21 protein-coding genes are annotated in these 18,431 nt (G+C 60.4%); 14 read left to right on the forward strand and 7 right to left on the reverse strand.

Annotated elements, in window-relative coordinates; all coding sequences use genetic code 11:
* On the forward strand, nucleotides 1-437 hold a 437-nt coding region (locus tag NMG80_RS01870), incomplete at its 5' end, for a hypothetical protein (RefSeq protein WP_254016567.1).
* A 163-nt stretch (nucleotides 438-600) separates the two neighbouring features.
* Here the strand turns inward: NMG80_RS01870 and NMG80_RS01875 are convergent.
* Together NMG80_RS01875 and NMG80_RS01880 are read right to left on the reverse strand one after the other, a co-directional pair.
* A complete protein-coding gene (locus NMG80_RS01875) occupies nucleotides 601-894 on the reverse strand; it encodes a hypothetical protein (RefSeq protein WP_254016568.1) in 294 nt (97 codons plus the stop codon).
* A gap of 75 nt (nucleotides 895-969) precedes the next feature.
* On the reverse strand, nucleotides 970-1,275 hold the full coding sequence (locus tag NMG80_RS01880) for a hypothetical protein (protein ID WP_254016569.1): 306 nt from the start codon (nucleotides 1,273-1,275) through the stop codon (nucleotides 970-972).
* A gap of 117 nt (nucleotides 1,276-1,392) precedes the next feature.
* Here NMG80_RS01880 and NMG80_RS01885 point away from each other — a divergent pair, with 117 nt between their 5' ends.
* From NMG80_RS01885 to NMG80_RS36970, 5 genes are all read left to right on the forward strand, one after another.
* Complete coding sequence (locus NMG80_RS01885) at nucleotides 1,393-2,565, forward strand: efflux RND transporter periplasmic adaptor subunit (protein ID WP_254016570.1); 1,173 nt, start codon at nucleotides 1,393-1,395, stop codon at nucleotides 2,563-2,565.
* Complete coding sequence (locus NMG80_RS01890; protein ID WP_254016571.1) at nucleotides 2,562-5,666, forward strand: efflux RND transporter permease subunit; 3,105 nt, start codon at nucleotides 2,562-2,564, stop codon at nucleotides 5,664-5,666. The genes NMG80_RS01885 and NMG80_RS01890 overlap by 4 nt, the downstream gene beginning before the upstream one ends.
* Before the next feature lie 219 nt (nucleotides 5,667-5,885).
* Nucleotides 5,886-6,305 carry a c-type cytochrome gene (locus NMG80_RS01895; RefSeq protein ID WP_254016572.1) on the forward strand — a complete coding sequence of 140 codons (420 nt, stop codon included), beginning with the start codon at nucleotides 5,886-5,888 and terminating at the stop codon, nucleotides 6,303-6,305.
* A 97-nt stretch (nucleotides 6,306-6,402) separates the two neighbouring features.
* Nucleotides 6,403-6,552, forward strand: coding sequence for a hypothetical protein (locus tag NMG80_RS01900; RefSeq protein WP_254016573.1), 150 nt, complete (start codon nucleotides 6,403-6,405; stop codon nucleotides 6,550-6,552).
* Between the two features lie 208 nt (nucleotides 6,553-6,760).
* Nucleotides 6,761-7,123: a BA14K family protein gene (locus tag NMG80_RS36970; RefSeq protein WP_301942196.1), complete on the forward strand. Its 363-nt coding sequence runs from the start codon at nucleotides 6,761-6,763 to the stop codon at nucleotides 7,121-7,123.
* Nucleotides 7,124-7,402: 279 nt separating this feature from the next.
* Here NMG80_RS36970 and NMG80_RS01910 read toward each other — a convergent pair whose 3' ends face one another.
* Genes NMG80_RS01910 through NMG80_RS01920 form a run of 3 tightly spaced genes read right to left on the reverse strand, consistent with a single transcriptional unit; the run spans nucleotide 7,403 to nucleotide 11,157 of the window.
* Nucleotides 7,403-9,520, reverse strand: a complete 2,118-nt coding sequence (locus NMG80_RS01910) for a xanthine dehydrogenase family protein molybdopterin-binding subunit (protein ID WP_254016574.1) — start codon at nucleotides 9,518-9,520, stop codon at nucleotides 7,403-7,405.
* 12 nt (nucleotides 9,521-9,532) lie between these two features.
* Nucleotides 9,533-10,516 carry an FAD binding domain-containing protein gene (locus tag NMG80_RS01915; protein ID WP_254016575.1) on the reverse strand — a complete coding sequence of 328 codons (984 nt, stop codon included), beginning with the start codon at nucleotides 10,514-10,516 and terminating at the stop codon, nucleotides 9,533-9,535.
* Nucleotides 10,513-11,157, reverse strand: a complete 645-nt coding sequence (locus NMG80_RS01920; protein WP_254016576.1) for a 2Fe-2S iron-sulfur cluster-binding protein — start codon at nucleotides 11,155-11,157, stop codon at nucleotides 10,513-10,515. Before NMG80_RS01920 ends, NMG80_RS01915 begins: the two co-directional genes overlap by 4 nt.
* Nucleotides 11,158-11,671: 514 nt before the next feature.
* On the opposite strand from NMG80_RS01920, the gene NMG80_RS01925 reads away from it, so the two are divergent.
* Nucleotides 11,672-12,079 carry a cupin domain-containing protein gene (locus NMG80_RS01925; protein WP_254016577.1) on the forward strand — a complete coding sequence of 136 codons (408 nt, stop codon included), beginning with the start codon at nucleotides 11,672-11,674 and terminating at the stop codon, nucleotides 12,077-12,079.
* A gap of 200 nt (nucleotides 12,080-12,279) precedes the next feature.
* On the opposite strand, the gene NMG80_RS01930 is transcribed toward NMG80_RS01925, so the two are convergent.
* Together NMG80_RS01930 and soxC are read right to left on the reverse strand one after the other, a co-directional pair.
* Nucleotides 12,280-12,819 (reverse strand): c-type cytochrome, encoded by a 540-nt coding sequence (locus NMG80_RS01930; protein ID WP_254016578.1) that lies wholly within the window; start codon nucleotides 12,817-12,819, stop codon nucleotides 12,280-12,282.
* A complete protein-coding gene (gene soxC / locus NMG80_RS01935) occupies nucleotides 12,806-14,095 on the reverse strand; it encodes a sulfite dehydrogenase (RefSeq protein WP_254016579.1) in 1,290 nt (429 codons plus the stop codon). The genes NMG80_RS01930 and soxC overlap by 14 nt, the downstream gene beginning before the upstream one ends.
* Before the next feature lie 357 nt (nucleotides 14,096-14,452).
* Here soxC and NMG80_RS01940 point away from each other — a divergent pair, with 357 nt between their 5' ends.
* From NMG80_RS01940 to NMG80_RS01960, 7 genes are all read left to right on the forward strand, one after another.
* On the forward strand, nucleotides 14,453-14,911 hold the full coding sequence (locus tag NMG80_RS01940; RefSeq protein ID WP_254016580.1) for a DUF2231 domain-containing protein: 459 nt from the start codon (nucleotides 14,453-14,455) through the stop codon (nucleotides 14,909-14,911).
* Nucleotides 14,911-16,263 (forward strand): PQQ-dependent sugar dehydrogenase, encoded by a 1,353-nt coding sequence (locus NMG80_RS01945; protein WP_254016584.1) that lies wholly within the window; start codon nucleotides 14,911-14,913, stop codon nucleotides 16,261-16,263. Before NMG80_RS01940 ends, NMG80_RS01945 begins: the two co-directional genes overlap by 1 nt.
* Before the next feature lie 382 nt (nucleotides 16,264-16,645).
* On the forward strand, nucleotides 16,646-17,107 hold the full coding sequence (locus NMG80_RS01950) for an MBL fold metallo-hydrolase (RefSeq protein ID WP_254016581.1): 462 nt from the start codon (nucleotides 16,646-16,648) through the stop codon (nucleotides 17,105-17,107).
* A gap of 433 nt (nucleotides 17,108-17,540) precedes the next feature.
* On the forward strand, nucleotides 17,541-17,615 hold the full coding sequence (locus tag NMG80_RS37165) for an MHYT domain-containing protein (RefSeq protein ID WP_367185905.1): 75 nt from the start codon (nucleotides 17,541-17,543) through the stop codon (nucleotides 17,613-17,615).
* A 94-nt stretch (nucleotides 17,616-17,709) separates the two neighbouring features.
* A complete protein-coding gene (locus NMG80_RS01955; RefSeq protein ID WP_254016582.1) occupies nucleotides 17,710-17,952 on the forward strand; it encodes a hypothetical protein in 243 nt (80 codons plus the stop codon).
* Between the two features lie 132 nt (nucleotides 17,953-18,084).
* On the forward strand, nucleotides 18,085-18,195 hold the full coding sequence (locus NMG80_RS37170; RefSeq protein WP_367185906.1) for an ATP-binding protein: 111 nt from the start codon (nucleotides 18,085-18,087) through the stop codon (nucleotides 18,193-18,195).
* A gap of 53 nt (nucleotides 18,196-18,248) precedes the next feature.
* Nucleotides 18,249-18,431, forward strand: a 183-nt coding sequence (locus NMG80_RS01960; protein WP_254016583.1) for a hypothetical protein, incomplete at its 3' end; no start/stop codon positions are given.

Below are 18,431 nucleotides of genomic sequence, written 5' to 3' on the forward strand. Positions count from 1 at the left end.
AACGGCTTCAGCTACGCGCTTACGATCAATGCGAAATGCTGACGATCAATCCGTTATTCGGGCAATTGGCTGTCTCTCCTTCTACTCACATTAAAATGCCAGCGACCATGCGATCCATCCCACAAAGGTATGGGAGAGTGAAGAAGAAGTCTGAAAGGCTCATACGTTGGTTTGCAGCGGAGGCTTCACCTGCGGAAGCGTTTCCGGACGCGCCAAAGCGATCCATCCCGGCAACGAAGTTTCCCCTCGATCGGGCGGTCTGCAAGGAACGCGACCTTGTCAAAACCCAAAGCAGTTCCGCCGCCTCATTACACTTCGCTGGAAGAGCGCACCGAACTTTCCTCGGCACAACCACCGACGCCGGAACAGCCCAATCACGAGATAACTGTCCAACGCTGGCGGTTGGCGTGCGAATAGAGAAATCCAGCCGCCTTTAAGGAAGAGCGGTTCCTCTCGAGCTGGCATCATCTCCGAACAGAACCTGGTGAATCCGACTCCAACGACCAAGGCCGAACCTGTCAAGTGCTGCTTCCACGCATGAAATCCTTTGGCCGCACGCGGTCCAGGCGATCGGAGCGGTGGCAATAGTACGGCGTTCTTTCACGTATAGCCGACCCAGACACTCGAAACGACGGTAGTTCCGATGCGAAATGAGCATGATATTGCGATGCCAATCTTGCTAATCGCCATGGCGATCGCGCTGTTTTTCAGCGGGCCGGGCTTGGCGCAAGTCAGCACGACCACGCCCGCAATAGGAATGACCTCGCCCCTCTCTGCAGTTGGTTCACCCCTCAATCCGGTTGGAACCAATCCGGTTGGTATTCCCCTGGGCGCGGTCGAACTCGATCCTGGTGGCTTGACGACGTCCAGTTCGGCAACGACGTCCGGCTCCATGGGCGGCGCGGGTAGCTCCATGGGCAGCACGACGTGTACAAATGTCGTAGCGCCAAGTGTCATGGCGTCAAGTTCTCAAGTTGCCGGAAGCACCTCCACTTTCGACGGCGGAGGCACGAGCGGGACGTCGTCTGCGAGCCCCACGGTTTCGACAGCATCGGGCACCTGCAACTCGACCGCGTCGAGCACGTCGTCTTCCAGCAGCACAGCGACACTATCAACTACCACCGGGACATCGTCCGGGACAACGTCCGCTAGTCTCGGGACCCCGGCTGGGATTCCGCTCGGGTCTTCAGAACTCAGCAATCTGGGCGTGGTGAGCCCGATAACCATTCCAACACCCGAAATAGCCGATCCGGTAACGGCCCCACTGGTGTCCATTCCAACACTCGATGCACTAGGCACATCCTGCAGCAGCACGGGTATGACAGGCACAAGCAGCACGTCATCGACATCCGGCTGCTCGATCCCTTAAGAGCCGTCTCGTAGGAGCCCCCGATGCGCAAGCGACCCTTCATTATTGCCGCGCTGCTGATCATAGTCGGCGGCGTTGGTCTTGCAGCCAAGCACGTCTACGATCCTTCCGAACCTGCGGCGGCCTCCGTTCCTGCCCCGGCGGTTCCGGTCGTTGCCGGAAAAGTAACCAGTCAGGATGTGCCGATCTACCTTCGTGGAGTAGGAACGGTGATCGCCTACAACAACGTGGTGGTGCACAGCCTGATCTCAGGACCGATTACGAAGATCACATTCACCCAAGGTCAGACGGTAAAAAAGGGCGATCTGCTGGCACAGATCGATCCAAATCCCTACCAAGCACAAATCGATCAGATAACCGCTACCCGCGATCGCGACCAGGCGCAACTCGTCAACGCGCAGGCAAACCTGGACCGCTACACGCCACTGCTGGCGAAGGGTTTTGCCACTTCCCAACTGGTGGCCACGCAGAAAGCTCAAGTGACCCAGCTTCAGGCGACAATCAAAGCAGACGAGGCTCTGTTGCAGGCCGCGCAGATCAATCTGAGCTACACCCGCCTGACCTCGCCGATTGACGGCGTAACGGGTATTCGGCAGATCGATGAAGGCAACATCATTCACCCGACCGATACTTTTGGCCTGGTCGACGTTGCGCAGATCCAACCGATCTCGTTGATCTTCACGCTGCCGGAGGACACTCTCCCACAAATCCAGCAGCAGATGGCCAAGGGGCAGCTTACGGTCCTTGCGTACAGCCAGGATGACAAAACTAAGCTCGACGAAGGCAAACTCCTGCTTATCGACAACCAGATCGTCCAGACGACGGGCACGATCCGTCTCCGGGCGACGTTTCCGAACGCACGAAACCAACTCTGGCCGGGTGCGCTCGTCAATGCGCGGTTGCTTCTCAATACCCGCAACAACGGGCTGACCATCCCCGGCTCGGCAGTGCAGCAGGGTCCGAACGGCTCCTACGTCTACGTGATCGCGCCTGATGGAACCGCGCAGATACGGCCTGTCACTGTCACACAGATAACCGGGGGAGACGTTCTCATCGATTCGGGTCTTAAGGCGAACGAAACCGTTGTGGTCGATGGACAGTACAGGCTCGCGCAGGGCACCCCCGTCCAAGTGCTGCACGGCAAAGCCGCTCGTGAAGCCGACCTGCAAAGCGCAGTACAGCAGGCGATCCCGTGAACATTTCGGCACCTTTTATTCGCCGGCCGATCGCGACAGGCCTGCTGATGGTGGGTCTGCTGCTGTGTGGGCTAGCCACTTACCGGCTTCTGCCTGTCGCATCCCTGCCGAACGTCAACTTTCCTACGATTCAGGTGTCAGCGCAGCTGCCCGGCGCCGACCCTAAAACGATGGCCTCCTCAGTGGCGACGCCGCTTGAGCAACAGATGAGCCAAATCCCCGGCGTGACCCAGCTGACTTCGGCCAGCGCGCTTGGCAGCACACAGCTCACCGTTCAGTTCGACCTCAGCCGTAGCGTCGACAGCGCAGAGGTTGACGTCCTGTCGGCGATCAATGCCGCCAGCCCCTATCTGCCGCTGGGCATCCCCTATCCGCCAACCATCCGTAAGGTTAATCCGGCGGATACGCCGATCCTGGTACTCGCACTGACATCCGATACCCTGCCACTGACGACGGTCGATGCCTATGCGGAAAACATCTTGCTGCCGAAGATCTCGCAAATCTCGGGCGTCGGCCTTGTCGGCCTTGGCGGCCAGCAGAAGCCAGCGATCCGTGTGCAGATCAATCCGCAAGCGGCCGCGGCTCGCGGCATCGGGCTTGAAGATGTCCGCAACGTGCTCGGCCAGGCCAATGTCGATATTGCGAAGGGCACGCTCAACAGCCCGCGTCAAACCTACACGCTCAACACCAACGACCAGCTGCTCAAACCTGACCCTTACAATGATATTATCATTGCCTATCGCAATGGCTCCCCTGTGCGCATCCGTGACATCGGCACCGCGATCGACGGGCCGGAGAACCACTTTGTGGCAGGTTGGTTCGACAAGAAGCCCGCCATCTTGATGGCTATCCGGCGCCTGCCCGGTGCCAATGTGATCGAGACGGTCGGCCGCATTCAGGCTCTGTTGCCCCAACTCCAGGCTTCGATCCCGCCCGGCATCAAGGTCTCGGTCGTTTCAGACCGCACACAAACCATCCGCGCCTCGGTCTCGGACGTGCAGTTTACCTTGATGCTGACCGTTGCCCTGGTGGTGATGGTGATATTCCTGTTCCTGCGTAATTTCTGGGCAACAGTCATTCCCGCAATAACCGTCCCCCTTTCGCTCGTCGGCACCTTTGCCGTGCTCTATGCGCTTGGCTACAGCCTCGACAATCTGTCGCTCATGGCGTTGTCGATCGCCGTCGGCTTCGTCGTCGACGATGCAGTGGTCGTGATCGAGAACATCGTCCGCCACGTCGAAGAGGGCCTCACGCCGATGGAGGCTGCGCTAAAGGGCTCGAACGAAATCGGTTTCACCATCGTTTCGATTACGCTGTCACTGATCGCCGTATTCATTCCGCTGTTCCTGATGGGTGGCTATGTCGGCGAGCTCTTCCAGGAATTCGCCGTGACGGTGAGCGTTTCATTGATCCTGTCGCTCCTGATCTCGCTCACGCTGACGCCAATGATGTGCGCGCGCCTGCTGAAGAATGAGGCCAACGTCAGGCACGGGCGGCTTTATGACATTTGCGAAAGCGGCTTCGACGCGCTGCTTGGACTGTATGAACGGGGCTTGAAAATTGTCCTGCGGCACACTTTCGTTACGCTGCTCGTCATGCTCGGGACGATTGCCGTCACCGGTTATCTCTACTTTGTCATCCCGAAGGGTTTTTTCCCGCAACAGGACACCGGCCTGATTATCGGCGTAACCGAAGCCAATCAGGACATCTCGTTCCCGGCCATGGCCCAGCGCCAGCAGGCGATAATCGACACCGTGATGAAGGATCCGGCGGTTGCCTCGGTCGGCGCCTCGATAGGAGCAGCTGGCGGGAGCACGCTCAATCAGGGGACGATGTACATTGCCTTGAAGCCCAACGACCAACGTGACGTTAGCGCTGATCAGGTGATCAACCGGCTAACGCCCCAACTCGCCAAGACCCAAGGCATAGCGCTCTACATGCAGGCGGCGCAGGACATCACCGTCGGTGGTCGCGTTTCGAAGACACAGTATCAATATACTCTGGCCGATGCCGATTCCAATGAGCTCAACCATTGGGCGCCGATCTTCCTCGACAAGCTTAAAAGCTTGCCGGGAATTATCGACGTGGCCACCGACCAGGAGAATGCAGGACCACTGCTCGATGTGACCGTCAATCGCGAAGTCGCGTCGAGTTTCGGAATCCTGCCGTCGACGATCGACAACACGCTCGACGATGCCTTTGGCCAGCGCATCGTCTCCACCATGTTCACGCAGCTCAACCAGTATCACGTCGTTCTCGAGGTCAGCCCGGAATTCCAGTATGGTCCCGAAGCGCTCAAGGATATCTATCTGAATTCTTCGACAGGGCAGCAGGTGCCGCTAAGCACCCTGGTGACCAGCGTGACCAAGGCTGCGCCGATCGTGGTCAATCATCAAGGCATGTTCCCGGCGGTCACGATCTCCTTCAATCTGAAACCGGGGGCGGCGCTCGGAGATGCGGTCGCCGCCATCCAGCAGTTCGAGCGCGATGCCGGAAAGCCCGCTTCGCTTGCAACCAGCTTCCAGGGCAACGCGCAGGCCTTTCAGTCGGCGCTGTCAGGCACACCAATCCTGATCGGAGTGGCGCTGGTGGTGATCTACATCATCCTCGGAGTGCTGTACGAGAGCTTGATCCATCCGATTACCATTTTATCGACGCTGCCTTCGGCCGCCATCGGTGCCTTGTTGTTGCTGATGGCGGTCCATATGGACTTCAGCGTGATAGCGATGATCGGCGTTATCCTGCTGATCGGCATCGTCAAGAAGAACGGCATCATGCTTGTCGACTTTGCGCTCGCGGTCGAGAGGAACGAAGGTCTGAGCCCACAGGAGGCGATCTACCGGGCTTGCATCATACGATTCAGGCCGATCCTGATGACCACCATGGCGGCAATTCTAGGCGGCGTGCCGATGATGCTGGGCTCCGGCGCCGGATCGGAAATCCGCCAGCCGCTGGGCTACACCATCGTGGGTGGCTTGGTGCTCTCGCAACTGCTGACGCTTTATACGACGCCGGTCGTCTACCTCTATCTTGATCGGCTGGGCAGGTTCCTGGGCGGCTTGCGCCACCAGGTGACACCCATTGAAGCCGCCGGTGAATGAATGCCGTCTCGTTCATGGCGACCGCACCAAGGCCGACGGGTGCTGCTTGCCGACGTCGGGCTGGCGACCTGCAGTCGCGACAAGAAATCAACGTGAGGAATTCCAATGTTGGCTCGTTTGCTCCAGGCGCTCGGAATCGCTGTCGTTGCGGTCCCTGCTGGAGGCCTGCTCTTCTTCCACATGAGCGGGTCCCACGATTCCCCACTGGTGCCGATCGCAATGAGCGCGGCCCGCGCGCCGCAAACGGCAATGCCATACACCATTGCTGCAATAATCGCCGCACGGGTGGAGCTTCCAGAAAATCTCGAGACGCCGCAGGCGGAGCAGACTGGAGCGCACCTGTTTCGGGAGAACTGCGTCCAATGCCATGGGGCCCCAGGCATTGCCGCGACCGTCCAGGGGATGACCCCGGCGCCTCCGAACTTGTTGCGCACCGGCCGGCGGAACGATCCCGCCGAGGTCTTCTCGAAGATCAAGAATGGCATCCCCGGAACAGCAATGCCTGCCTGGGGCGATCAGATTCCGGATCAAAGCATCTGGGCGCTCGCGGCGTTCCTTCACCATTATCGGGGCATCTCGGCGGACGCATTCGACGCGCTGAGCACGACAGAGGCAGAGCCCGGAGAAGGGACACACTAAGCGGCGTGAGTACGCGGCGGAAACGAAACACCAAAAGGCCATCGGCGCATTCTGCCTCCTCAGCCTGATGACGCTGGTTTGCATCGAGAGCAGCAGCATGGCGAATGTCACCGGTCGGCATGCGCTCGGCATGGCTTCAGAAATTCGCGGCGATCGGATGCTGGATGGCGTTGTTGGCTGCGTGTGCGATAGAGGCAGGAGCGATCCACTCCAACAAGCCATTTCCGGAATTGCGCAGCAAAGCTAGTCCCCTGCAACGCTTGCTGTAGTCACGGGCGCGGGATCCCAGGGGGCGGGCGCGATTCTATCCCCACAGGATTAAGCGCCTATTAAACAGAAGTATAGCTTTAAGTGATAAAACATATGTCGATTAAATACATTCGCGTCATCGGCGATAACATTTTCTCACAATATATATCAAGAGCAGGCTTTTCATACACGTTGGAAAAGCCAACTTGAAGGAGTTTACCATGCGAAAATCAACATTAATCTTAACAACGATCGCCTTGGGCGCAGTGCTGGCGATTGGTTCGGTGTCAGACTCGATGGCTCGCGGCGGCGGCGGTGGCCACGGTGGCGGCGGCTTCGGCGACGGCGGTGGCGGTCATGGCTTCGGCGATCGTGGCTTCGGTCGCGGTTATGACGGCTTTGGGGGGTGGTGGGACGCTTGGGGTCCTGACTACTATCCTTACTACTATGGGGACCATGCCGCAAATAATGACGCTAACGTCGCTTCCTGCGAGGCGCGGTACCGTTCGTACAATCCCGCCACCGGGACATATCTTGGATATGACGGACATCGTCACTATTGCTCGTGACACTGAGCCTTTCGGGTCCGGGCTCCACAGACAAGTGGGGACCGGATCCAGTGATATAGACCGGATGTGACTCGATCGACATGTTGGAATGAGAGCGGGTGAGACGCGCCGCATCGCGCCACCACTCGAAAGCGGCCGGCGCCACGTCCCGGCACCAACCGATACGCACCGAAAGATATCGTTCCAGAGCCAGATCCCGGCGGCGCTCACTGCCGTGCCGCTACCCGGCAAAATGCGCAAGCAGCCGGGATCAGACATTTGAAGATGACTTTGCTGGTGCTAAGGGTCCAGCGTTTCGAGTGTCGCCAGCAACTTGTCCGGGGTGGCGGGAAAGTCGCGGATACGTGCGCCGGTAGCATTATGAATGGCGTTCATGATCGCGGCTCCGGCGCCGCAAATGCCCAGCTCGCCGACACCCTTGCTGCCGAGGGGACCGCCGTGCGGATCGGCCTCATCCAGAAACACCACCTCCATCGCGCCGACATCAGCGTTTACCGCGACATGGTAGTTGGCCAGATCCTGGTTGATGAAGGAGCCGAAGCGCGAGTCGACATGGTTCTCCTCGAGCAGCGCCGAGCCGATGCCCCAAGTCATGCCGCCGATCATCTGCGAGCGGGCGGTCTTTGCATTGAGGATACGGCCGGCCGCGAACACGCCGAGCATGCGTCGGACGCGCACCTCACCGGTGTCCCGATCGACGCAGACTTCCGCGAAATGCGCGCCGAAGCCGGCGTGCGAATACGCCTCGTCGAGATCGGCGGGCGTGACCGACCCCAAGCTTTCCGTCATTCCGGAGGCGAGCCCGGCCTTGAGTTTCCGGCAGGCCGCAAGAACCGCGGAACCGGACGTCGCCGCCCCAAAAGAGCCGCCCGAGCCTGCGGTGGGCGGAAAGCGGGTGTCGCCAAGGCGAACAGTAACGCGGTCGACCGGCAGTTCCATCGTGTCGGCGGCAATCTGCGTCAGGATCGTGTAGGAGCCGGTGCCGATGTCGGTCATCGCCAGCTCGATAGTTATCTTGCCATCGTTCTCCAGGCGCGCCCGCGCCGTCGCGCTCTGCAGTATATCGCCGCGGATCGCCGAGGCGACGCCTAGGCCGACCAACCAGCGCCGGTCGCGAACACTGGCAGGCTTTGCGACGCGCTTGTTCCAGCCGAAGCGGGCAGCACCCTCGCGCAACGCCTCGGCCAGATGCCGCGAAGCGAACGGCCGATCCTGCTCAGGATCGCTCGAGGTGTCATTGCGCAAACGCAACTCGACGGGATCGAGGTCGAGGGCTTCCGCCAACTCGTCCATCGCGCATTCGAGCCCCAGCAGGCCGATCGCCTCGCCAGGGGCGCGCATCGAATCTGAGCGCGGCAGATCGAGCTTTGCCCGGCGATGCCGGGTCAGCCGGTTGGGGGCGGCATAGAGCCTGCGGGCCGCGTCGCAGACCGGCTCAGTGAACAGGTCGAAGCGCGCGCAATGCACTAGCGCTTCCTGGCCATAGGCGGTCAGCCGGCCGTCGCGGTCCGCGCCCAGTCGTACGTGCTGCTCGGATGCGGTGCGGTGTGTAGTGGTATAGAAGACCTGCGGGCGTGTCATTGCCACCTTCACCGGTCGACCAAGCGTGCGGGCGCCGATCGCGGCGAGGGTCGCGTCTACATAGTACGGCAACTTGCTGCCGAAACCGCCACCGACATAACGGGTGATGATACGGACATTCTCCTTGGGGGTGTTGAACGTCCGGGCGAGGCCTTCCTGCGGACTGGTCGTCAACTGCGCGGAGGTGTGCACCGTCAACATCTCGCCCTCCCACGCCGCCATCGTCGCGTGCGGCTCCATCGGGGCCTGATGCTGATGGGGCGTGGTGTAGTGCGCGTCGATCTGCACCGGAGCGCTGGCGAAAGCGGATTCGAAATCACCGACGGCACTGTCGGCGGGACCGTTGCCATCGATCCGGCCCGGGTTCTCGGCGGAAGGACCCGCTGCGTGGAGATCATAATCGCCTGGCATTGGATCATACTGGATGCGGACCATCGCGGCGGCCGCGGTGGCCTGCTCGAACGTTTCGGCGACCACGAAGGCGACAGGGAAGCCGAAATAGAGCACCTCGTCGGTGTCGAGCGCGGGCTCCGCGCGCGCAAAGCGATCCGGCAGGTCGACTGGGCCCCAGGGCGTCTGTGGCGGCGCATTGTCCTTGGTCAATACGAGCAGCACGCGGGGCGCGTGCTGTGCGTCTCGCGTATCGATCCTCAGGATGCGCCCCTTGCCGATCGCTGCACTGACTATGACTCCATAGGCGACGCTCCCTTGCGTCGCGTATTCAAAGGCATAGGTGGCCCGGCCAGTCACCTTCAATCGGCCATCGATGCGATCGAGAGGAAGGCCGATTACGTCGGCGCGCTTGCTTTCGGCCATGCTTGCTTCTCCTCAGACGCCAACCGCGTCGGCCAACGTGGCCCGCAGCGTTCGGCGTGCGAGCGGGATCTTGAAGTCGTTATGGCCATAGCCGCGCGCATTTTTGAGCGCAGCTATGCCGGCAGCATCAAAAGACGTTCGAGTCGCCGAGGCGCCTTCCAGCGAGGCTTCGGCTTCCGCCGATCGCCATGGCTTGTAGGACAGGCTGCCGAACGCGACGCGCGCGGCACGCACCCTGTCACCCTCGCGCTCTGCGACGACGGCGACCGAAACGAGCGCGAAAGCGAAGGAAGCGCGATCGCGCACCTTGCGATAAACTTGGCGGCCCTGCGGCGGCGGTGGCAGCAGCACCGACCGGATCAGTTCACCCGGCGCCAGCACCGTTTCGATATGGGGCGTGTTGCCGGGCGCACGATAGAGCGCGTCGATCGGGATGGCGCGGATCGCGCCATCAGGGGCGACGGTTTCCAACCGCGCATCGAGCGCCGTCATGGCGACCGCCATATCGGACGGGTGCGCCGCAATGCAGTCGTCGCTGACCCCCATCACCGCGTTCATCCTGTTGATTCCGTGCAGCGCCGCGCAGCCGGATCCGGGCGCACGCTTGTTGCATGGCTTGGTCGTGTCATAGAAGTAGGGGCATCGCGTGCGCTGAAGCAGATTCCCACCTGTCGTTGCCTTGTTGCGAAGCTGTGTCGAGGCGCCCGCCAGGATCGCCTGCGATAGCAGCGGATAGAGGCGGCGGACGCGCATGTCGGCGGCAAGCCCGCTGTTCGTGACTCCCGCGCCGATGCGCAGGCCACCCTCAGCGGTGCTTTCGATGATGTCTGCGAGCGGCAGCAGGCCGATGTCGACCAGCAGCTCGGGTGTCTCGATCTGCAGTTTCATGAGATCGATGAGGTTGGTACCACCGGCAATAAACCTGGCTCCGGGTGCGGCAGCAGCTGCGCATGCCGCGGCGACGCCGTTTGCCCGTTCGTAGCGGAACGGCTTCATGCGCGGCCTCCCTCGTTCACGTCTCGGATCGCCGCGACGATGTTGGGATAGGCTGAGCACCGGCAGATATTGCCGCTCATCCGTTCGGCGATTTCGGCATCCGTCAGCGCTGGCCTGGTCGCGACATCCGCTGTCACATGGCTTGGCCAGCCCGCCTTGTGTTCGGCCAGCAACGCGACGGCCGAGCAAATCTGGCCGGGCGTGCAATATCCGCATTGCAATCCATCATGGCGCACAAAGGCGGCCTGCATCGGATGGAGATCGCCGTCCTCTACCAGACCCTCGATGGTGGTGATCTCGTCGCCGGCGTGCATAACCGCAAGCGTCAGGCAGCTGTTGATGCGCTGTCCATTGACAATTACCGTGCAGGCGCCGCACTGTCCTTGGTCACAGCCTTTCTTCGTGCCGGTCAAGCCGAGATGCTCACGCAGCGCATCGAGCAACGTCGTGCGAGGGTCGAGATCGAGGGCAAGCTGCCGCGCGTTGACGGTCAACCTGACGTTCACAGTCGGCAACGATGAGGTTTGTGCGGTCGCATCGGCAAATGCTGGCGGCGAAGCCAGGGCCAGGGTCGTAACCCCAGCTGTGCCGAAGAACCGTCGCCGGGATATGGGTGAGCGAAGGGCGAATTCCCTTTCCATGGCAGTGTCTCCGACTGAGTGCAGATGAAGACGTACCCGTTTGCCTGGATATGAACTTGCGCATTTTTGCGCTACCTGGCCCGGTCTTGCGTTGATTTCAGGAGGCGAGGCCGCGACCGATTCAGACCATCCGCTACGTCAAATTGCCGGATCGACTGTCGTCAACGCCTTGCGTACCCTTCCGTGAGGCTTTGAGGGATCACGCGATCATCCTCTCCACAGGCGCCGGGGACGCTATTTCGGCCGCGCTGCGATGTCGCTTTCGGGGTCGCTCCGAACGCGCCCGTGCGTGCTGCAGTCGCAAAAGGCGCAACCGAAAAGCAGCGCCAGCAATTTCGGACAAGCAGAAACTCTTTGATCGGACCACAGGAAGACAGCTGCGAGGAAACCGTATAGCTGCGTTCAAAGCGACGGATGAATGTCAGCGAGCCTCGAAGTTTGCTGCTGAATCCATCGGCAACAATGCCTCGAATGGAGGCCGCCTTTCTTCACCGACAAGGAGCTATCCATAGACATGGTGACCGAATGTCCCGCAATTCGTATTGTCAGCCCGACTGCTTTCGACCCGGGGACGGCACAGACGCCAGGTTCCGTCCGCTTGGCCGCGGTCGCGCCGCAGCTCGGCATCCAATCGGCGTTATGGGGCGGCCTGTTCGAGGTCATGCCGGGAGCCCGTACGGGCATCCATCATCATGGAGAGCAGCAGACGATTGCCTATGTGTTGTCCGGCATCTGCAAAGTCCGCTGGGGCGCAAGGGGAGAATACGCCGCGAGCGCGAAAGCCGGCGATTTCATTCATGTGCCTGCGTTCCTACCACATATGGAGATCAATCCATCGGATTCGGAGCCTTTTCACTGGGTGGTCGTGAGGAGCACCCCAACGCCGATCGTGGTGAACCTTCCCGACGATACGTGGCCATGACCTTTAGCCTTCGCGATAGGAGATGACCAGGTAGCGAATGGATAGCGACCCCGTGTCGCGCACCAACTCAGTGATTTCGCGGCGATTTGCTGTCGGCCATTGCGGCGCCGTGGATGGTCTGGCTCATGACTTGCTCCGGGGTTTCCTCTCCCAATGCTAACGGCCCGGCGAGTCTCGTTTGCTTATTCCTCACCAATCCATCATGGCACGTCAGGGCGGGGATCGCCGACGAACGTGTTCCGGTTCGGCATGTTGATCCTACTAAGCCTCTTGGCGTGGAGCGTCGCATCCGCCGGAAGCAGCCCATTCATATTGAGGATGTAAGCGGAGACGGCATAGACGTCCTCGTTGCTCAGCGATTGCGGCGCGTTCTGCGGCATGGCGCGGCGGATATAGTCGAATAATGTCGAGGCATAAGGCCAGTAACTGCCGACTGTCTTGACCGGGTTTGTCGTCGCCAGCGTGCCCTGCCCGCCCACCAGCTTGTCGCCAACCCCGCCCTCGCCTTTCGCACCGTGACAGGCCGCGCATTGCTGATCGAAGACCATCCGGCCGTGACTGACGCTGCCGCTTCCCGGTGGAAGATTTTCGCCGTCGCCACCGATATCGATGTTCCAGCCCGCGATCTCAGCCGGCGTCGCCGATCGACCGATGCCGTAGGGGCCTTGCTCCTGCGCACGCGTAACGGACGCCAGCCCAAGCACGGCGAGCACCGCGATACAAAGCTTATGCGCTGGCATTGGACACCTCGCCATTCGCTGCAATGCGCCAGGGCCAAATGGCGTTGTTGTGATAATAATAATTGTCGCCACGCACCGCCAGAAGCTCGGCCAATGTCGGCTGAACGTAACCGGTCACATCTGTTGCGCGACTTTGAATGACTGCCGGTTTGCCGTCCCATTGCCAGGGAAGCCTGAAGCGGGTCAATGCCCGCGTCAGCACCGGCTCCTGCAGTTGCGCTTCCTGCCAGCTCTTGCCGTCATCGACCGAAACGTCGACCCGCTTCACCTTGCCATGTCCGCTCCAGGCGATACCGCTGATCTCGTGAAAGCCTGGTGTGCTCAGTCGTTGGCCACCCGAGGGCCGCGTGATAATGGATTTGGCTTCCATGTAGAACGTGAACTCACGTACCGATCCGTTTGGCATCAGGTCGGTGTATTTAGATGTTTCTTCGCGTGAGTAAGTCGGCTCCGCAGCAACGCGCAGACGGCGCAGCCATTTTACGCTCATGTTGCCTTCAAAACCTGGCAGCAGCAGCCGCAACGGATAGCCTTGCTGCGGGCGTAAGCGCTCACCGTTCTGGCTGTATGCCAGCATCGCGTCCTCAAGACATTTTTCGATCGGAATGCTGCGTGTCATCGCGGCAGCGTCGGCACCTTCCGCGACGATCCATTTCGCGCCCGGCTGCAATCCCGCTTCCTGCAAAACGACCTTCAGGCTGACTCCCGTCCATTCGGCACAGCTCAAGAGACCGACAAGGTCGGATGCCGTCTTGCCGTAGGGTTTCTTGTAATTGGGATTGCCGGAGCATTCGAGAAAATAGATGTGCGATTCCGAAGGGAAGCGGCGGATGTCATCCATCGTGAAGATCAGCGGCCTGTCGACGAGGCCATGCAGCATCAGTCGATGCTGCGCCGGATCGATCGTGGGCACCCCGCCATGATGACGTTCGTAGAACAGTCCGTTTGGCGTGATGATGCCATCGAGATCCTGAAGTGGCGTCCGTCCGGACGCGGATAGATATTGCGGCAGATTGTCCGGGATATTTTTGATGACACCCTTCTCGAACGGCGAAGGCGTTCCATAGAGCTGGCTTCCCATTGGATCGCCGGGCGCCTTCATCCATTCCGGGACGTTAGGCGGGAGATTGTCGGCATTATCGCTTGCCGCCAGCGCTTCGCTGCCGGCGAGCCCCCCCGCCATGACAGCTCCACCCAGCAACGCACTACCTTCGCGCAGAAACCGCCGGCGCGACGGCAGGCCAAGATCATTGTCGACGTCGGTTGGCTCGGTCATCGGCTATCCTCCATTCGAATGCGGCGGCGATAAAACAACGCAAACGGGACATCACCGGCTAGCAGGCATCGAAATATCGATCAGCCGGACGCTCTGAGCGTCGGGCGGCGTTGACGGGCGTCATTGTGTTGGGCTTTGGCGACCGGCGCGCACCGGTAGATTGTAATTCACCAGGCAAGGCAACGCTTGCCGAGGATTGCGGCTCTTGCGTCATTCTTGCCGTTGAGCGGCCGACCCTAAACCTAAGTATTCTCTTCCCAACCTGATGTAACGAACAGATAAGCCTTCGTTTAATGGTCCGGTCCATCGCTCCATGGTTACGTTAGGAATGTAACTTGGGTAACGGATGGCATTGCAATGACAACCGATAGCACCAGCACCACACCCGACCGGATGGACTTACCCGTCGCACGACAACCAATTCATCCGATACTGGTATCGTTTTCCATCGCCTGCTTCGTAGGCGCTTTTATCACCGATATCGTCTATTGGCGGACCGTAGCCGTGACGTGGGAGACGTTCTCCATCTGGCTGATCACAGTCGGCCTGATCCTGGCAGGCCTTGCGATCATAGCTTTCGTGATTGATCTTGTCGGCCGCAAACACATCCGTTCGCTGACTTGGCCGTTCGCGATTGGCTATGTGGTCGCTGTTTTGCTCTCGCTGATAAATGCTTTCATCCACAGCCGCGACGCTTACACAGCGGTGGTGCCGACGGGCCTGACACTTTCCGGCCTCGTCATAGTCATTCTGTTGTTTAGTGCCGGGATGGGCTCGGCTCTGGTATATCGCCATCGCATTGGAGCAAGCACTTGATGCACGCCGTCAAAATTGCAGATTCAGTGAAGCGGGGTCTGTCCCTTCTTGTTGTCGCCGCGGCCGGATTGGGACTCGCCGGCTGTGATAACAATGGTGGCGACCCAAGCAAGCAGATCGGCGCCAATCCTCCGCTGCCCGCGCTGCAGCAGTATTTGGTACCGCCGATAAAGGTCGCGAAAGTCGTCTCATGGGGGAAGGAAACCCCGACTGTGCCGCAAGGATTGCAGGTCCATGCTTTCGCCACCGGCTTTGAGCATCCAAGATCCCTCTACACCCTTCCCAATGGGGATGTGTTGGTGGTTGAGGCCAATGGACCGACACCGCCGATCTATCGTCCCAAGGACATAGTCCAGGGCTGGGTAACCTGGTACGCTGGCGCGACAGCCCCCGGCGGAAATCGCATCACGCTGTTGCGCGATACCAATGGTGACGGCGTTCCCGAGCTACGGACCGTCTTGCTGGATCACCTCAATTCGCCCTTTGGCGTCGCTTTGGTTGGCAAGGACCTCTACGTTGCCAACACCGATGCGATCGTCCGCTATCCCTATCAGGAAGGGCAAACCAGCATCAGTGCCTCCGGCACCAAGCTCACCGACCTTCCTGGTGGACCCATCAATCATCATTGGACAAAAAGTTTGTTGGCCAGCCCGGATGGCTCCAAGCTGTATGTCGGGGTCGGATCAAACAGCAATATCACCGAAAACGGAATTGGGGCCGAATACGAGCGAGCCGCGGTCTGGGAGGTCGACCGGGTATCGGGCGCGCACCGCATCTTCGCCAGTGGCCTGCGCAATCCCACCGGGCTTGCGTGGGAGCCTGTGACCGGCAAGCTCTGGGCCGTCGTCAACGAACGCGATGAGATCGGGCCCGACCTGGTTCCGGATTATCTGACCTCAGTGCGGGACGGAGCTTTCTATGGCTGGCCCTATAGCTATTACGGCCAGCACCTGGACCCACGGGTCCAGCCGCAGCGACCCGACCTGGTGGCCGCCGCGATTGCGCCGGACTACGCCTTGAGCTCTCACGTAGCGCCATTGGGTGTAGCAATGTACGCGGGCAACGGCCTTCCCCCAAGCTACCACGGCGGTGCGTTCGTGAGCGAACACGGAAGCTGGGATCGAAGCCCCCTTAACGGCTACAAGGTGGTTTTCGTGCCGTTTAGCGGCGGACGGCCCAGCGGCCCGGCGCAGGACGTCGTCACCGGCTTCCTCAATGCGGACAATCAGGCGCGCGGCAGGCCGGTTGGTTTGGCGGTTGATCGGTCCGGCGCACTGCTGGTAGCGGACGACCTGGGAGACACCGTATGGCGGGTGTCGTCGACTAATGCACCTTCTGCGTCCAACAATTGAAGTAACAAGCGAGTTCCACCACCTGCTGTTTATCAACGAACACGACAATCCGATTCCGCAATAGGAGCATCGGACGAGCGGCCGGCTGCTGGATTCACTTTCGGGTTTTCAGGACTGCTTGTTTCATTGTCCATTTTCAAAGTGATGGGCGAGCCATTGGCACACAGGTGCCTCGCAATGGCTGATCAGCGACTGGATCGGTCCCTTCGGGCCGGCGCAACAGGAGAAACAAATGAAGAAGAGCTGGACCAAACCGAACATGTGCCAAGTCCCCGCAAGTTTCGAAATCTCGCGGTATCTGCCTGCTGGAATGGCTCCCAAGAAGTAGGCCGTGGAGGTGCGTGTCCCCGGGGGCACGCACCTTTCCCCCACCAGGTAAGCCATGACAAGCCTCGACGCGCACGATGTCGCTTCCAGGGTTTCGATTTCTATGGGCGATAGAGAATGCCGCGAAGTGAAAACCGCCTTGCGCCTGAAGATCGTCGGATCGTCCGCAGGCGACAGTTTTCCGCAGTGGAACTCCAATTGCCGGCTGAGCCGTGCGGCCCGTGCTGGCGCAGCGGGCATCGACCAGCGGACGCAATCGAATCTCGCTGCGTCCGCCGACGGGCGCGACTGGGTTCTCTTCAACGCCTCCCCCGACATCCGCCAACAGATCGCGCAAACGTCTGAATTGCAGCCCAGCGCCGACACGCCGCTGCGCTCGACGCCGATCTGCGCGGTGGTGCTTGCCGATGGCGATGTCGCTCGGATGGAAAGGTTCATCGATAATGCCTCCACCACTGCGGTTTCCGTGAGAAGCCAAGGCGACAAACCGCTGAAAGCTTCGTGTATCGCCGCATAACCCCGCCTCAACCCGGCCTGGCAAACGCGCCTCGTGGTCGAGATAGATCTCCGTGAACTGATACTGGAAATACTTCCAAAGGATCGGCGTCACTGCATACGAGCTTTCGTGGAATCGCGGCTGATCTCGATGCGTGCCGCAGCTCGTATCCTCTATCAAGCCGATAGCTTCTGGGGTCGGATTGCGGTAGCCACTTAAGGGCACATTTGCGGATGCGTCGCCCACCGGAGTTGTATCTGAAAATTGGGCCGATCGCCATGATCGTCGCCGGAACACACAAATCTGTATCTCGTCGCTTTTCCATTCTGGTCGCCGTCTTCGCGTCTACACTGCCCTCGATCTCGGTGGGCAGTGGCCACCACGCGAGCACTGGTTTCAACGTCATCAGTCGCCGTACCCAGCGCCGCTTCGCCTCATGCTCAGCGGCATCTGCATGGGACTTGGCATTGCGGCTATGCATTACACCGGCATGGCGGCGATGCCGGGGCCTCGATCGCCCATGAAGTGAACCCGCCGCTCGCCGCCATCGTCACCGACGTTGAAGTTTGCCTGCAGTGGCTCAGCCGCGAGGCCGGACCTCACCGAGGTGCGTGAGCCTCTTGATGATATTCGTCAATAATGGCAGGCGGGCAAGCGAGATCCTCTTCGCGCGCTTTCCGGGAAGACCGAGACCCCAGAAGGTGGCGCTGGACATCATCGAGGCTATCAACGAGGTGATCCCGCTGGTGCAGCAGGAGGTGCTCAGCCATCGGGTAGCTGCGCCTGGAACTGGCGCCGACGCTGCCGGTCGTGCTCGGCAACTGCGTGCAGCTGCAGCAGGTGATCATAAACCTGCTGCTCAATGAGGCGGACGCCATCGCCTCGGTCGACGGTCGGCCACGCGAGTTGGCTATACGGTCGCAAAGGCCGTTTCCCGGACAGGTGCTGATCGCCGTCCGGGGCACGGGAATCGACATTGATCCGCAAGCGTCAGGGGGATCTTCGACGCGCTCTGTAGCACCAGGCCGAGTGGAATGGGCATGGGGCTGTTGATCTGCCGCTCGATAGTCGAAAGCCACGGCGGAACGATCTGGGCGCCACCCACATGACGGGCGGGGCGTCACGTTTCAGTTTCCTTTGCCCTCACGTCGGGAGCAGGCGGATGACGTTCTATGTGCAGAACGCCACGTTAGTCTACGGCTCCGCTCGCCGCAGTGCCTTTTCGATAAATGTCCCGACCTCAACCCAACGACTGGTCCGCATACTCAGCCCGACGAACAGCCGGGCAAAGGGCGATCAGCCGCTCGATCGCCGACAAGGTGAAGCGCAGGCTTGGTTCGTCAGT

This window comes from Mesorhizobium escarrei, assembly GCF_935825525.1.
Taxonomy (GTDB): domain Bacteria; phylum Pseudomonadota; class Alphaproteobacteria; order Rhizobiales; family Rhizobiaceae; genus Mesorhizobium; species Mesorhizobium escarrei.

Bases quoted from the DNA above. Each gene is read 5' to 3' on its own strand.
- NMG80_RS01875 (WP_254016568.1), bottom strand. From the start codon at position 894: ATGGAGCCGGACGTCGTTGCCGAACTGGACGTCGTCAAGCCACCAGGA.
- NMG80_RS01880 (WP_254016569.1), bottom strand. From the start codon at position 1,275: ATGGACACCAGTGGGGCCGTTACCGGATCGGCTATTTCGGGTGTTGGA.
- NMG80_RS01885 (WP_254016570.1), top strand. From the start codon at position 1,393: ATGCGCAAGCGACCCTTCATTATTGCCGCGCTGCTGATCATAGTCGGC.
- NMG80_RS01895 (WP_254016572.1), top strand. From the start codon at position 5,886: ATGAGCGCGGCCCGCGCGCCGCAAACGGCAATGCCATACACCATTGCT.
- NMG80_RS01900 (WP_254016573.1), top strand. From the start codon at position 6,403: ATGGCGAATGTCACCGGTCGGCATGCGCTCGGCATGGCTTCAGAAATT.
- NMG80_RS01910 (WP_254016574.1), bottom strand. From the start codon at position 9,520: ATGGCCGAAAGCAAGCGCGCCGACGTAATCGGCCTTCCTCTCGATCGC.
- NMG80_RS01915 (WP_254016575.1), bottom strand. From the start codon at position 10,516: ATGAAGCCGTTCCGCTACGAACGGGCAAACGGCGTCGCCGCGGCATGC.
- NMG80_RS01920 (WP_254016576.1), bottom strand. From the start codon at position 11,157: ATGGAAAGGGAATTCGCCCTTCGCTCACCCATATCCCGGCGACGGTTC.
- NMG80_RS01925 (WP_254016577.1), top strand. From the start codon at position 11,672: ATGGTGACCGAATGTCCCGCAATTCGTATTGTCAGCCCGACTGCTTTC.
- NMG80_RS01930 (WP_254016578.1), bottom strand. From the start codon at position 12,819: ATGCCAGCGCATAAGCTTTGTATCGCGGTGCTCGCCGTGCTTGGGCTG.
- soxC (WP_254016579.1), bottom strand. From the start codon at position 14,095: ATGACCGAGCCAACCGACGTCGACAATGATCTTGGCCTGCCGTCGCGC.
- NMG80_RS01940 (WP_254016580.1), top strand. From the start codon at position 14,453: ATGACAACCGATAGCACCAGCACCACACCCGACCGGATGGACTTACCC.
- NMG80_RS01945 (WP_254016584.1), top strand. From the start codon at position 14,911: ATGCACGCCGTCAAAATTGCAGATTCAGTGAAGCGGGGTCTGTCCCTT.
- NMG80_RS01950 (WP_254016581.1), top strand. From the start codon at position 16,646: ATGACAAGCCTCGACGCGCACGATGTCGCTTCCAGGGTTTCGATTTCT.
- NMG80_RS01955 (WP_254016582.1), top strand. From the start codon at position 17,710: ATGATATTCGTCAATAATGGCAGGCGGGCAAGCGAGATCCTCTTCGCG.